The organism is Nonomuraea terrae (assembly GCF_004348995.1).
Taxonomy (GTDB): domain Bacteria; phylum Actinomycetota; class Actinomycetes; order Streptosporangiales; family Streptosporangiaceae; genus Nonomuraea; species Nonomuraea terrae.
The window spans coordinates 65,829-79,053 of the sequence record NZ_SMKQ01000018.1 but is presented as its reverse complement, the minus strand read 5'-3'; the positions used below and the strand labels follow the sequence as shown (position 1 = coordinate 79,053).

Below are 13,225 nucleotides of genomic sequence, written 5' to 3'. Positions count from 1 at the left end.
GGCTGGGTCTTCGGGGTGGCGGCCGGCTGGCCGGCGGATCGGGCCGCCAGGGTCGAGGACGTCATCGTGCTGCACATGCGCGACGACGTGTCGGCGTTCGCCGACCCCGAGGCCCACCTGCTGCAGGTCGCCACCAGCTGGGAGGTGACTGGACGGCATCCCGGTGAGTTCGGTGCGGACGCGCGGGCGGAGATGCTCGGCCGCTATCCCCGGCTGGGGTTCGGCACGGAGTTCCTGGCGTGCTTCGAGGACCAGGCGAGGCGGAAGCCGGACAGCGCCGCCGCGGCGTCGGTCCGCAACGACGTCGCGGGGCGGATCGCCGCCAACCCCCTCGAATCAGCCTCCTGACCCTGGGGCTCCGGGTCAGCCGGTGATGCGCATCAGGGTGATGCGGTCGCCGTTCACGGTGAAGGCGAAGTCGGACGGGCCGTTGAAGCCGTCGCCGCCGACCTGGGCCGAGACCGTCGTCGTGGCGCCCGACCGGCGCACGCCGGTGACCTTCAGGCTCGCCCGCACGCCGATGAACTCCTTGTCGCTCCAGCCTCTGATGGCCTGGTGGCCGCGGAAGATCCGCCCCCAGTCGTCCACGGCCCCGTCGTCGGCGAAGAGCGCGAGGAAGGCGTCGGTGTCACCGGCGTTCGCGGCGTCGACCGCCTGCTGGATGACGGGAGGCAGATCAGTCATGAGCGTGTCCTTGGTGCGGGTCCTGGGTGGACGGCCCCATGAGCGCGGCGAGTCCCTGCCCATGCGGTCGTGTACGTCCAGGATCACAGCGCGGCCGCGGCGATGGAATCGCCGGGCCTCGGGTTGTGGACCCCAGGTTGCGCGGGCTACGCGAGGCTCTTGTGGTAGACGCGGAAGTCGCACGCGGTGGCCAGCAGGGGCGCCAGCTCCGGATAGCTCTCCGCGACGTCGCCGACGCTGACCATCCGGTAGCCGAGCCGGCCGTACCAGTCCGCCAGGAACTCCTTCGACGGGTGCGACCAGGTCTGCGGGGCCAGCAGCTCCAGCTGCATGACGCGGCGGCCCTCCGCGCGGGCGCGCTCCTCGGCGAACCGGACGAGCTCGCGGCCCGCGCCGATGCCGCGGTGCTCGGGCGCGGCGGCGAGCATCCCGAACTCGCCCAGCTCGTCGCTCAGCCGCTGGACGCGGACGCATCCGACGGCCCGCCCGTCCAGGCGGGCCACGGCGATCTGCCCGGCCCGGGTGAACTCCGCGAGCTCCGCCGCGCTCGTACGGGCGGCGCCCTCGCGCCACAACCCCTTCTCGGAGTCGGCGTACACCGCGTTGACCAGGTCGGCGAGCGTGGACATCAGCGCGGCGTCCTCGGCCGCCTGCTCGGGGAGCGGCTCCACCAGGAGCCGCTGCGGCGGCCGTCCGTCTTCCCGCATGTGGTCCCTCCTGACATCGGGAAAGGAACGCCCTTCAGGGCACAAAACGGCAAGTCTACGCACCGTCCCCGGCGACGGATCACCCGGTCCGGACGGTGACCTGAGGTTCGCGGAGCGGGAAGTGACACGCGGCCGAGTGGCCGGGGTCGAAGTCGCGCGGCTGCGGCTCCTCCTCGGCGCAGCGGGCCTGCGCGCGCGGGCACCGGGTGCGGAAGCGGCAGCCGGACGGCGGCTCGTACGGGCTCGGCATCTCCGAGCCGATCTCGATCCGGTCCCCGGCGTCGGGGTCCGGCTCGGGGATCGCGGCGAGCAGCCCCGCGGTGTACGGGTGCGCCGGGCGCAGGTAGATGTCGTCGGACGAGCCGACCTCGACGAGTTTGCCGAGGTACATCACCCCCACCGCGTCCGCCATATACCTGACGACCGTCAAATCATGAGAAATCACGACGTAGGTGAGACCGTGCTTGGCCTGCAGCCGCTTCATCAGGTTGAGCACCTGGGACCGTACCGAGACGTCCAGCGCGCTCACCGGCTCGTCCGCCACGATCACCCGCGGGTTGAGCGCCAGCGCGCGGGCCAGCGCGATGCGCTGCCGCTGGCCGCCGGAGAACTCGTGCGGGTAGCGTTCGAGCACGCTGTGCGGCAGGCCGACCTCGTCCAGCAGCTCCCGGATGGCCGCCAGCTGCTCGGCGGCCGTGCCGATGCCCTGGGCCTCGAACGGCTCGCGCAGGATGGCGCCGATGCGCATGCGCGGGTCGAGCGCGTCGAGCGGATCCTGGAACATCATCTGCAGGTTGCGGCGGTGCCGGCGCAGGGCGCGTCCGCGCAGCTCGTTCAGCTTGCCGCCCAGGGCGGTGACGCTGCCGGAGCTCGGCGGCTCCAGCGCGACGATCATCTTGGCCAGGGTGCTCTTGCCGCAGCCGCTCTCGCCGACGAGCCCGAACGTCCGGCCCGGCTCCACCGCGAACGACACCCCGGAGACGGCCTTGACGCTGCGCTTCAGGCCGCGCAGCGCGAAGCGGCCGCCGCCGTACTCCTTGACGAGGTCGTCGACGTCCAGCACGGGGCCGGCCTGCTCCGTGTCCGGGACGGGCGCCTGCGCGGGGGTCGTGGCCGGGTCGAGGGGCCCGTCCACCGGATGCCAGCAGGCCAGGGTGTGCCCGGGGCGCGTGGCCGCGAGCGGCGGCGCCTCGCTCTCACAGCGCTCGGTGGCGTGCGCGCAGCGGGCGGCGAACCGGCAGCCGGCCGGCGGATCCAGCAGGTCGGGCGGGGCTCCGGCGATGGAGTAGAGCGTGTTCTCGCGCGGCTGCGTCAGCCGCGGCGTGCACGCCAGCAGCGCCTGCGTGTACGGGTGCCGCATGCCGGTGAAGAGCTCACGGGTGGGGGCGCTCTCGACGATGCCTCCGGCGTACATGACGCTGACCCGGTCGGCCCAGCGCGCGATCACGCCCATGTCGTGCGTGATCAGCAGCATGGCCATGCCGAGCCGGTCCTTGAGGTCGTGCAGCAGCCGCAGGACCTGCGCCTGCACGGTCACGTCGAGCGCCGTGGTCGGCTCGTCGGCGATCAGCACCTTCGGCTCGCACGACAGCGCCATCGCGATCATGACGCGCTGCCGCAGCCCGCCGGACAGCTCGTGCGGGTAACTGCCGAGCCGTTCGGCGGGGCGCGCGATCCCGACGAGCGCCAGCATCTCCAGCGCCCGCTCGCGGGCCTGTCCGGCGCTCGCGCCGAGGTGCAGCCGGATCGGCTCGGCGACCTGCTCGCCGATGGTCTTGGTGGGGTTGAGGGAGGTCATCGGGTCCTGGAAGATCATCGCGATCTCGTTGCCGCGGATCCGCCGGTACTGCCGCTCCGGCAGGCCGACCAGTTCGCGGCCCTCCAGCTTGATGGAGCCGGCGGCGACGTGCCCGCCGGACGGGAGCAGACCCATGATCGACAGCCCGGTCATCGACTTCCCGCTGCCCGACTCGCCCACCAGCCCGAGGGTCTCGCCCTTGCGCAGCAGCAGGTCGACGCCGTTGACGGCGTCGACGGCCGACGTCCGCAGCCGGATGCCGGCGGACAGGCCCTCGACCGCCAGGACCTCACCGTCGCCGGCCATCATCGGCCCCTTTCCGTGCGGGCGGCCATCAGCGCCGCCTCAGCCGTACGTCGATCGAGTCGCGCAGCGCGTCGCCGACGAAGTTGAACGCCATGACGACGAGGACCAGGCAGCCCCCGACCGGGTAGATCAGCCACCAGGCGCCCTCGAACAGGTAGCTGACGCCCTCCGACAGCTGCGTGCCCCACTCGACGTCGGGGTAGTTGAGCCCGAAGCCGAGGAAGCCCAGCAGCGACACCGCGATGATCGCGTCGGCGACCTGGAAGGTGATGTTCACGATCACCACGCCCAGCGCGTTCGGGATCAGATGCCTGGTGATGATCCGCAGCTTCGTCGCCCCCATCACGGTCGCCGCGGCGACGAACCCGCGCGAGCGCAGCGAGAGCACCTCGGCCCGCACCAGCCGGGCGGGCGCGAGCCAGGAGAAGGCGCCCAGGATCAGGCTGAGCGACAGGACCGTCGAGCTGAACCGGGTGGCCGCGATCAGCACGATGAACAGGAACGGGATCGACAGCAGCGTGTCGACCACGCGCATCATGACCCCGTCCACGACGCCGCCCGCGAGCCCGGCGACGGTGCCGTAGAGCGTGCCGATCGCGGTGGCGATCAGGGCCGCGAACAGCCCGATCTGCAGGGACGCCTGCCCGCCCCGCATGATCCGCCCGAGCACGTCGAACCCCTGCGCGTCGGTGCCGAGCGGATGGGCGGCGTCCGGCGGCAGCAGACTGCTGACCGGGTCGACCGTGATCTGCTCGGTGACGTAGAGGTGGGGGCCGGCGAAGCAGAACAGGACGAGCGCGACGATGATGCCGACGCCGAGGACGGCGAGCCGGTTCTGCGCGAACGACCGTACCGCGAGCCGCCATCCACTCGTGAGCTCCGGTACCGGGCGTGCCGTTGCCGTCTCTGTCATGCGTTCTGCGTCCTCGGGTCGCTGACCGCCACGACCAGGTCCGCGAGGAGGTTCCCCAGCACGGTCATGATCGAGGCGACGAGGGTGTAGCCGAGCAGGACCGGATAGTCCTGGTTGTTGAGGCTGTTGAAGAACAGCAGCCCCAGGCCCGGATAGTTGAAGACCGACTCCACCACCAGGTTGCCGGCCAGCAGCAGCGGGATCGACATGCCGATCAGGGTGACCAGGGGCAGGCAGGCGTTGCGCAGCAGGTGGCGGGTGAGCACCATGCGCGTCGACAGGCCCTTCGCCCGCGCCACCCTGATGTAGTCCTGCGCCAGCTGGTCGAGCGCGGCCGAGCGCTGGTAGCGGGAGTACATCGCGACCGTGACGCCGGTCAGCGTCAGCACCGGCAGCAGCATGGCGCGCGGCTCGGTGAAGATCACGAAGTTCGAGCTCGACTGTGACGCCTGGGCCGGCAGAATGCCCAGCCCCAGCGCGAAGACCTGGATCAGCAGCATCGCGAGCAGGAAGACGGGCATCGAGTACGCGACGAAGGTCAGCGCGGTCAGCAGGTTGTCACCGACGCTGTTGCGCTTGACCGCCTGGAACACGCCCAGCGGGACCGCGATGCCGATGGCCAGCACGAGCGCCGCCCCGGCGAGCATCGCCGTCCGCCCGGCGTTCTCGGCGAGCAGGTCGTTGACGCTCTGGTTCAGCCGGTAGGAGTAGCCGAGGTCGCCCTGGAGGAGATCGCCCAGGTACATGACGTACTGCACCACGAGCGAACGGTCGTAGCCGTGCTCGCGGTCGAAGGCGGCCACCGCCTCCGCGCTCGCCTCGACGCCCAGGATCGCCCGGCCGGGTGACCCGGACAACCCGTGCAGCATCATGAAGGTGATCAGCGAGACGCCGAGCACCACGACGGCCGACGTCGCCAGCCGCCGCAGCACGTACCGAGTCACACCGCCCTCCTTTCGCTCGCCGTCGCCGCTACTTCAGGTACCAGTACTCGGGGGTCAGCACCGTGGTCGGCAGGGCGGCGAACGTCTCCTGCGGCCCGGACAGCGTGTCCTTCCAGGCCCAGATGGTGTGCGCGTTCGGCAGCCAGAGCACGGGCAGGTTGGTCCGCAGGTGTTCGATCTCGGCCTTGACCGCGTCGCGGTCGTCGCCGTGCACCGAGGCGCGGATCAGCTCGTCGGTCTTCGCGTCACTGTAGGCGCCCACGTTGCCCGAGCCCTCGGAGTCGAAGGTGCCCGTCATCGTCGGGTACGGCGTGATGCTGAAGCCGCCCCAGGTGGACATGGCCCATTCGCCGGCCTTGTCGGGGGCCGCGGGCACGTTGTAGTTCTGGATCAGGAAGCTGAACGTCTTCGGCGCGACCGAGATCGAGATGCCGAGCTTGCGGGCCTCCGAGGCGAACGCCGTGCTGACCGCGCTGTGCAGCTGCGGCTCGCTGCGGTAGAAGAGGTTGAACGTGATCGTCTGGCCCTGCGGGATGCCTTCGCCGCACTCCGTCGGCCCGCTGCCGGGGCGCTCGCACGTCGTGGCGCCGTTCGGCACGACCTTCCAGCCGTGCTCCTCCAGCAGCTTGCGGGCGGCGGCCGGGTCGTACGGGTAGGGCGCGGTGGCGACGTCGGGTGATGCGTACGGGGAGGTCGCGGGCGCCGTGCCGTAGCTCTCGGCCGCCGCGCCGTTGTACATGCCCTTGCTGGCGATGTAGCCGGGCTGGTCGATGAGGTGCTGCAGCGCCTGCCGGACGTAGAGCTGGCCGAGGATCTTGTCGACGTTGTCCGTCGTGTCCTTGAAGTTCAGCATGATGAAGTTGAAGCCCAGCCGGGGCGCGCCGTAGACGTGGTAGCCGGCCGCCTTGAGCGCCCTGACCTGGCCCACGTGGGCCTGATCCACCGTGGCCATCGTCAGGTTGCCGCTCAGCAGCTGGTTGAACTTCGCGGTCTCCGAGGTGAACGGCCGGAAGTTCAGCGTCTGGATGCGGGGCTTCTGCGGACCGGTGTACTTCTCGTTGGCGGTCATCGCGTAGAAGTTCGTGGTCACGTCGAAGGCGCTCAGCCGGTAGGGGCCGTTCACCGTCTGCCAGAGCGGGTTCGAGGCGAATGTGGCCGGGTCACGCGAGGCCTTGTCGAGGTAGGTGTAGATCGCCTCGGCGTTCTCCGGGTCGGCGTGGTCGAGGATCGGCCCGTCGGCCGAGGCGCGGGCCCACTGCTTGGCCGGGAGCGGCACGACCGAGGTGAGCTGGTCGGTGGTGAACCACTCCGGGTTGTAGGCCTCCTTCAGCTTCATCGTCACGGTGCTCGCGTCCGTCGCCGTCACGCTGTCGAGGTTGTCGGGGAACTGGCCGGGCGTGTAGCCGGCCCAGTTGGCGGCGTTCTTCCTCAGCGCCGCCTTCACCAGGTTGATGAAGAAGACCACGTCGCCGGCCTCGACCGGGTTGCCGTCGGACCACGTGTAGCCGGGCTTCAGCTTGATGGTCACCGTCTTGTTCCCGTCGGAGAACTCCGGCAGCTCGGCGAGGCTGAGCCGCGGGTTGACCTTGGGGCTGGCCCCCTCGGGGAACCAGTACAGCGGCCGGTACATCAGCCGCTGGAACTGGTACGTCACGTACGTCGAGTTGAACGCGCCGGGCACGATCGGCAGCACGTAGTACGGCCCGGCTCCGGGCTGCTGGGCGATGTCGACGGCGCCGCCGTCCTTGGGGGTGCCCGACTCGGGCGGCAGCTCGCCGAAGGTCTGCGAGCCCTGCGTACGGCCGGCGGGGGCGGCGCCCTGGTCACCGGTGTCGCCGGTCCCGCCGCTGCACGCGGAAAGGGGCAGGAGCGTGGCCAGGACCGCGGCGGCGAGTGCCCGCCGCGTGCGAACGCCGCTCATGACCGCACCATCGCGATGTCCGTGCCGTATCGGTCTGTGTCCACGTAAGCCCTGCTCCTTGTGCCGTATCCGGGGAGAACTGGGCGGCCGGGCCGTCAGCTGCCCCAGACCGCCTTCGCGTAGGTGTAGAAGTTCCGGCCGAGGATCTTCTCGATCCTGGCCGTCGAGTAGCCGCGTCGCTCCAGCAGGCGCGCCAGCTCCCGGAACTGGTCGACGCCGCGCAGGTCGACGACGAACGGGAAGGTGTCGCTGCGCTCCCCCGCCGCGGACGCCCCGGCGGCGCGGCGCCGGGCGACCTGCTCGGCGAGCCGGTCGCGGTAGGCGTCGAGGTCGTCGATGGCGGTGATCGTGCCGTCGGTGCCGATGCCGACGTGGTCCTCGCCGCACACGTTCACCGCGTGCGCGATGTGCTCGACCACGTCCTCGGCGCGGGCGTGCCCGGAGGCGTCGAGGAACGGCATGAAGTAAATACCGACGAAGCCGCCCTGTGAGGCGACCAGCCGGAGCTCCTCGTCGGTCTTGTTGCGCGGCAGGTCGACCAGGGCGCGGCAGCCCGTGTGGTTGATCGAGACGGGCTGCCGGGACGCCCGAGCGGCCTCCAGGCAGGTCCGCTCGCCGCTGTGCGACAGGTCGACCATGACGCGGTGTTGGTTGAGCCGCTCCACGACCTCGTGGCCGAGCGGGGTCAGGCCGCGGTTGCCCGGGGCCATGCAGCCGTCGCCGACCTGGTTGGCCTGGTTGTAGGTCAGCTGGATGACGCCTACGCCGCGCTCGGCGAAGGTGGCGACCCGCTCCGGCCGGTCCTCGACCGCGGCGGCGTTCTGGAAGCCGTAGATGATGCCGATCTTGCTCTGCCGGGCGGCCTCGGCGATGTCCCGCGCGGTGCGGATGTGCGTCAGGTCGTCGTGGTGGGTGCGGATGATCGCGTCCCAGGTGTCGAGCTCGCGCAGCGTGTGCTCGTAGGGCGGGAAGTCACCCATCGTGTAGCCGAGCGTGACGTTGATCGCGGTCACGCCGGAGGCGTGCGCGTCCGCGAGCGTGCGCGCGTCGATGGTGAGCTGGTCGCCGGTCTGCACGAGGCCGGCGGAGGCCGAGGCCGAGGCGACGGCGTTCGGGTTGTCCAGCACGCCCAGCGCGTTCACGACGATGCCGCCCGTGAGGTCGTGGCTCATCGCGCCTGCTCCTTGGTGTTCGCGGCGGTCCGCCGGTCGTAGTCGGCGCGGTCGTGACGGCGCCCCCGCTTGACCGTCGTGAGGACGCGGCGCAGGTGGCCGATGTCCTCGTACGGATCGTCGGCGACGATCACGAAGTTGGCCAGCTTGCCGGGGTGCACGCTGCCCGTCGTGGCCTCCTGGCCCATCGCGGCCGCCCCCGTGAGGGTGGCGGCGCGCACGACCTCGCGGGGCGGCACGCCCATCGCGTGGACCAGGTAGTGGAGCTCGTCGTGGAGCGAGGGGTAGGGGTCGCTGGGCGGCGTCTCGTAGTCGGTGCCGGTGCACAGGGCGACGCCGGCCTGCCGCGCGCGGTCGATCAGCCGCCGCAGCACCTCCTCGGCGAGGCCGTCGGCGCCGGGCGGGCTGAGCGGGATCCGCGCCACGACGCTCGCGGTCGCATCGAGGATCGTGCCGCGGCGCCGCATGTCGTCGAAGAGCCCGTCGACGGCGCCGGGCGGCGCGTCGAGGAAGCGCTGGTAGACGTCGGCGAGGTGGGCGCGCTGCCCCCGGTAGGCCGGCGGCCGTAACCCGGACAGGTGGTAGGCGAGCATGTGGGCGTGGGAGAGCACGTCGACCCCGGCCGCCACGACCTCGCCGGGCAGGGCGGGGAACACCGACGCGTGCGCCCAGACACGCAGGCCCTGCCGGTGGGCCTCGGCGGTGACGCGGGCGACCAGCGCGGCGTCGAGGTCGGCGTAGACCTTGATCGCCTGCGCGCCGGTGCCGCGGGCCATCGCGACCGCCAGGGGCAGGTCGGTCTTGTCGTCGATCGCCCGCATCCACGGCACGGCGCCGGGCGTGGCGCCCTGCGAGACCTGCCACGTGCGCGGGTCGTCGAAGAAGCCCGGGCCGGCCATCAGGGCGGCGGAGCAGATGTCGGGGCCGGCGATCTCGCCGAGCAGCGCGGCGCGCCCGAGGTCGGCCATCTGGCGCAGGTCGCCGGCCATCTCGCGGATCGCGGTGACGCCGCCGTACAGCTGGCGGCGCATCGTCTCCTCGGCCTGCGCGCGGTTGGGCGGGGTGGACAGGTGCTGGTGGGTGTCGATCAGACCGGGCAGCAGGTACGCCCCCGCCAGGTCGACGACCTCCGCCCCGGACGGCACGCTCAGCTCGGCGTCGGGGACGACCGCTTCGATCATCGGCCCGCCGGTCACCACCGCCATGCCGCGGCGCACGGGGCCACCCGTGCCGTCGATGAGGGACACGTCGCGGTAGACCGTCGTCTCGCCGGGCGCCGCGGGCGCGAAAGGCGTGGGGGCGGGGTCGTTGCCCGCGACGGGTCGCGCGTCGTTGTCGGTCATGGCGATCGCCGGATCTCCGTTCCAGGGCCGTCAGGCGGGGGTGCTGCGGACGGAATGTGTTACATACACCGTAACAACTGTTGTAACAGTAGCAACATCTGTTAACATGCGTCAACCATGGAATGATGTGCTCAGCCGACCGTGGAGGGACGTTGCCCAGACCGGCCAGCTCCGCCGTGGACAAAGCCCTGGATCTCATCGAGGCGGTCGGCCGGGCCGACCGCCCTGTTCGCCTCAGCGAACTGGCGAGCCAGGCGGGGATGCACCGCGCCACCGCCTACCGCATCCTGGTCGACCTGGTGCGGCGCGGGTGGATCATGCGCAACCAGGACCACTACCTGCCGGGCCCCGTCGTGCTGCAGTTCTCGCAGGCCGCGGCGGCCAACTCCATCACGGTGCTCAGCCGTCCCGTGCTGCAGACGTTGTCCGACCAGACGGCGATGATGGTCAACCTGCAGGTCCTCGAGCCCGAGGGCGGCCGCGTGATCGACGTCGTGCGGCCGCCCAGGCTCGCGATGATCACCGATCTGCTCGGCGAGCTGCTGCCGATCCACAAGTTCGCCGGGCCGCTGGCGCTGGTCTCCGCGCTCGACGAGGCCGCCCGGATCCCCTACGTACGCGCCGCCGAGGCGCAGGGCCATCCCCCCGAGGCCGGCGACGAGCTGCTGAAGGACCTGGCCCTGGCCCGGCGCACCGGGTTCGCGCTGGAGCGCGGTCGCAACGAGGACGTCGTGGCCTCGCTGAGCCGCGCGGTGCTCACCGGCAACGGCCGCCCGATCTGCGCGCTCACCGTCGTCGGCCCCGACAGCGAGTTCGACGACGCCACGCTGACGAAGCTGAAAGACCATCTGTCCGCCGCCGCGGACGAGCTGCGCCGCACCCTCGACGGCACGACCCCCGGAGCCGACCTTGACTGACACCGCGGTGAGCGGAGTTCTCGTCCTCGACCGCGAGCAGACCAGGGCGGCGTTACCCGCCGAGGCGCTCCAGGCCGCGGTGCGCACCGCGCTCGTCGCCATCAGCCGCGGCGAGGTCTCCGCGCCGCCGCGCGTCGCCGCCCGCTCCGGCCACGGCCTGCTGGGCGCGATGCCCGGCTACGTTCCCGAGCTGGGGCTGGCCGCCAAGCTGGTGTCGGTCTTCTCGGCCGTCGCCGACGGGGGCCACGGCGCCCACCGCGGCATCGTGGCGTACTTCGACGAGGTGACCGGGCGGCCGCTGGCCGTCATGGACGCCGAGACGGTCACCGCGGTCCGCACGGCGGCCACCGCGACCGTCGCCATGCGGGCCCTGGCGCGCCCCGGCGTCACCCGGATGGCGGTGATCGGCACCGGCACCCAGGCCCGCGCCCAGATCGACCTCATCGCCTCGATGGACTCCGTCGAGCTGCTGGTCGGGGCCCGTGACGTGGGCAACGCCGAGAGCGTCGTCGCGCGGCTGGCGGCCGGCTCGGCGATGACGGTCGAGGCGGCGGCCCGGGGCGCCGACGTGGTGTTCTGCTGCACCTCCAGCCGCGAGCCCGTGCTGCGCCGGTCGTGGCTCGCCGACGGCGCGCACCTCAGCTCGATCGGCGGCTCCGACGGCCCGGAGTTCGGCGACGACACCCTCAAGGCGTCGTCGTTGTTCGTGGAGTGGCCGGGCGCCGTGACCGAGCCGCCGCCGGCCGGCGCGTGGGAGCTGCAGAGCGCCGACCCGGAGCGGGCGAGCCTGATCGGCGCCGTGCTCGACGGGGCCCACCCGGGGCGGCGCTCGGCGCGGGAGCTGACGGTCTTCAAGTCGACCGGGCATGCCGCGCTCGACGTGGCGGCGGCGTCGGTGGCCTACCGGGTGGCCCGCGAGCGTGGGCTGGGCTTCAGCGTCGATCTGTAGCGGGTCGATCCGCAGCCGGTCGATCTGTGGCAGGCGGCACGGCGGTGACCGGTCTGCTGGTCACCGGGCTGGAGAAGATCATGGTGCTCGACGGCTTGCCGTACACGGCCAGCCGGTCGATCAGCGACTCGAACGCCGCCATCGACGGGACGGCGATCTTCAGGATGCTGCACACGTCGCCGGTGACCCGGTGGATCTCGCGGATCTCCGGCCAGGTCGCGACATCCGGGTCGCGCAGCACGCACGAAGGCCCGTAGCAGGTCAGCTGCACGAACGCGGAGACGTCCCAGCCGGCCCGCGCCGGATCGACCACGGCGTGGTAGCCGGTGATCACGCCCGACTCCTCCAGCCGCCGGACCCGCTCGGCCACGGCGGGCGGCGACAGGTGGACGCGGCGCGACAGCTCGTTGAAGGAGAGCCGGGCGTTGTCCTGGAGCTCACGCAGCAGCTCCCAGTCCATGGCGTCCATCAGGCGGTCCTTTCGATCGTCAACGGCCTGGCCGATATTGATACCAAACGTGAAGTCACTCGGGCGAAGCGCCGTTGTCCTGGCATTCCTTCCGGCGTACGGCCGCACCATCATGATGGGCCGGCACGTGAAAGGAGCGCGGCGACATGCGGCAGACGGAACGGGTGCGTCCGACCTCGGACCTCGAACGGGCGGAGCGGGCCCGCGCGGGCGGCGGGACGCCGACCCTCGACTTCGAGCGGGAGACCCCCTACGACGCCTACGTGCGCACCGGCGTCCTGCACAGCCTGCAGCGCCCGCTCAGCGACGCACCGGGCGAGATGTCGTTCCTGGTGGTCACCCAGGTGATGGAGCTCTACTTCCACCTCGTCGCCCACGAGCTGGGCGCCGCCCAGGAGTCGCTGCGCGCCGGCCGGTCCGACGAGGCGGCGGGGGCGCTACGCCGCACGGCCCTGCACCTGGAGGCGCTGAACGCCGCCTGGCGTGGCCTGCGCTGGATGGCGCCGTCGGACTTCAACCGGTTCCGCGACCTGCTCGGCGAGGCGTCGGGACTGCAGTCGGGCATGTACCGGCTGGTGGAGTTCCGGCTGGGGCTCAAGAGCGAGGCGCTGCTGCGGCCGTTCCGGCGCAGCCCGAGCGGTGCGGCGCTGCGCCGCGCGTTCGCCGAGCCGAGCCTCTGGGACGACACCGTCGCGCTGCTCGCCCGGCGCGGCCACGACCTGCCGGACGAGGTGCTCCACCGCGACCCGCGGGCGGCGTACGAGCCGCACGAGGCGGTCGAGCGCGCCTGGGTCGCGGTCTACCGTGACGGACCCGACGACCTGCGCCGGCTCGGGGACGCCCTGGCCGAGGTCTCCGAGGGGTTCGGCGACTGGCGCCACCAGCACGTGGCCGCGGTGCGCCGCACGATGGGCGCCAAGCCCGGCAGCGGCGGCTCCAACGGCCTGGCCTGGCTCGAACGCGGCATGGCCCGCGTCGTCTTCCCCGAGCTCTGGTCGGCCCGTACGCACATGTGATGTCGGGCGCTGTCCGTCCGCCGCGACGAACGTGGCCCCTCTCATTGGTCGTCCGGCACGAATCGTCCCGCCCGCACCTTGGCATA

Annotated in this window: 13 protein-coding genes; 4 read left to right on the top strand and 9 right to left on the bottom strand. The window is 71.8% G+C overall.

Features of this window, described 5'->3' with window-relative positions; genetic code table 11:
- On the top strand, positions 1–348 hold a 348-nt coding region (locus E1286_RS09725), incomplete at its 5' end, for an HD domain-containing protein (RefSeq protein WP_484213907.1).
- Between the two features lie 15 nt (positions 349–363).
- On the opposite strand, the gene E1286_RS09720 is transcribed toward E1286_RS09725, so the two are convergent.
- The 8 genes from E1286_RS09720 to E1286_RS09685 all read right to left on the bottom strand — a co-directional run bounded on the left by E1286_RS09720 (position 364) and on the right by E1286_RS09685 (position 9,788).
- On the bottom strand, positions 364–684 hold the full coding sequence (locus tag E1286_RS09720) for a nuclear transport factor 2 family protein (protein ID WP_132610860.1): 321 nt from the start codon (positions 682–684) through the stop codon (positions 364–366).
- A 146-nt stretch (positions 685–830) separates the two neighbouring features.
- Complete coding sequence (locus E1286_RS09715; protein WP_165969666.1) at positions 831–1,391, bottom strand: GNAT family N-acetyltransferase; 561 nt, start codon at positions 1,389–1,391, stop codon at positions 831–833.
- A gap of 79 nt (positions 1,392–1,470) precedes the next feature.
- Positions 1,471–3,495 carry an ABC transporter ATP-binding protein gene (locus tag E1286_RS09710; RefSeq protein ID WP_132610858.1) on the bottom strand — a complete coding sequence of 675 codons (2,025 nt, stop codon included), beginning with the start codon at positions 3,493–3,495 and terminating at the stop codon, positions 1,471–1,473.
- A gap of 28 nt (positions 3,496–3,523) precedes the next feature.
- A complete protein-coding gene (locus E1286_RS09705) occupies positions 3,524–4,408 on the bottom strand; it encodes an ABC transporter permease (RefSeq protein ID WP_132610856.1) in 885 nt (294 codons plus the stop codon).
- Positions 4,405–5,352 carry an ABC transporter permease gene (locus E1286_RS09700; protein WP_132610854.1) on the bottom strand — a complete coding sequence of 316 codons (948 nt, stop codon included), beginning with the start codon at positions 5,350–5,352 and terminating at the stop codon, positions 4,405–4,407. The genes E1286_RS09705 and E1286_RS09700 overlap by 4 nt, the downstream gene beginning before the upstream one ends.
- 28 nt (positions 5,353–5,380) lie before the next feature.
- Entirely contained in the window at positions 5,381–7,273 is a 1,893-nt protein-coding gene (locus tag E1286_RS09695) for an ABC transporter substrate-binding protein (RefSeq protein WP_132610852.1), read from the bottom strand.
- 95 nt (positions 7,274–7,368) lie between these two features.
- The gene (locus tag E1286_RS09690; RefSeq protein ID WP_132610850.1) at positions 7,369–8,445 is read right to left on the bottom strand and encodes a dipeptidase; all 1,077 of its coding nucleotides are present in this window, start codon (positions 8,443–8,445) and stop codon (positions 7,369–7,371) included.
- Positions 8,442–9,788, bottom strand: coding sequence for an amidohydrolase family protein (locus tag E1286_RS09685; protein ID WP_132610848.1), 1,347 nt, complete (start codon positions 9,786–9,788; stop codon positions 8,442–8,444). Before E1286_RS09685 ends, E1286_RS09690 begins: the two co-directional genes overlap by 4 nt.
- Positions 9,789–9,940: 152 nt before the next feature.
- On the opposite strand from E1286_RS09685, the gene E1286_RS09680 reads away from it, so the two are divergent.
- Positions 9,941–10,705, top strand: a complete 765-nt coding sequence (locus tag E1286_RS09680) for an IclR family transcriptional regulator (RefSeq protein WP_132610846.1) — start codon at positions 9,941–9,943, stop codon at positions 10,703–10,705.
- Positions 10,698–11,654 carry an ornithine cyclodeaminase family protein gene (locus E1286_RS09675; RefSeq protein WP_223189766.1) on the top strand — a complete coding sequence of 319 codons (957 nt, stop codon included), beginning with the start codon at positions 10,698–10,700 and terminating at the stop codon, positions 11,652–11,654. The genes E1286_RS09680 and E1286_RS09675 overlap by 8 nt, the downstream gene beginning before the upstream one ends.
- On the opposite strand, the gene E1286_RS09670 is transcribed toward E1286_RS09675, so the two are convergent.
- Positions 11,638–12,123: an Lrp/AsnC family transcriptional regulator gene (locus E1286_RS09670; protein ID WP_132610844.1), complete on the bottom strand. Its 486-nt coding sequence runs from the start codon at positions 12,121–12,123 to the stop codon at positions 11,638–11,640. The two genes, E1286_RS09675 and E1286_RS09670, sit on opposite strands and share 17 nt — an antisense overlap.
- A 146-nt stretch (positions 12,124–12,269) precedes the next feature.
- Here E1286_RS09670 and E1286_RS09665 point away from each other — a divergent pair, with 146 nt between their 5' ends.
- Positions 12,270–13,139 (top strand): tryptophan 2,3-dioxygenase, encoded by an 870-nt coding sequence (locus tag E1286_RS09665; RefSeq protein ID WP_132610842.1) that lies wholly within the window; start codon positions 12,270–12,272, stop codon positions 13,137–13,139.
- The last annotated feature ends 86 nt before the right edge of the window (positions 13,140–13,225 follow it).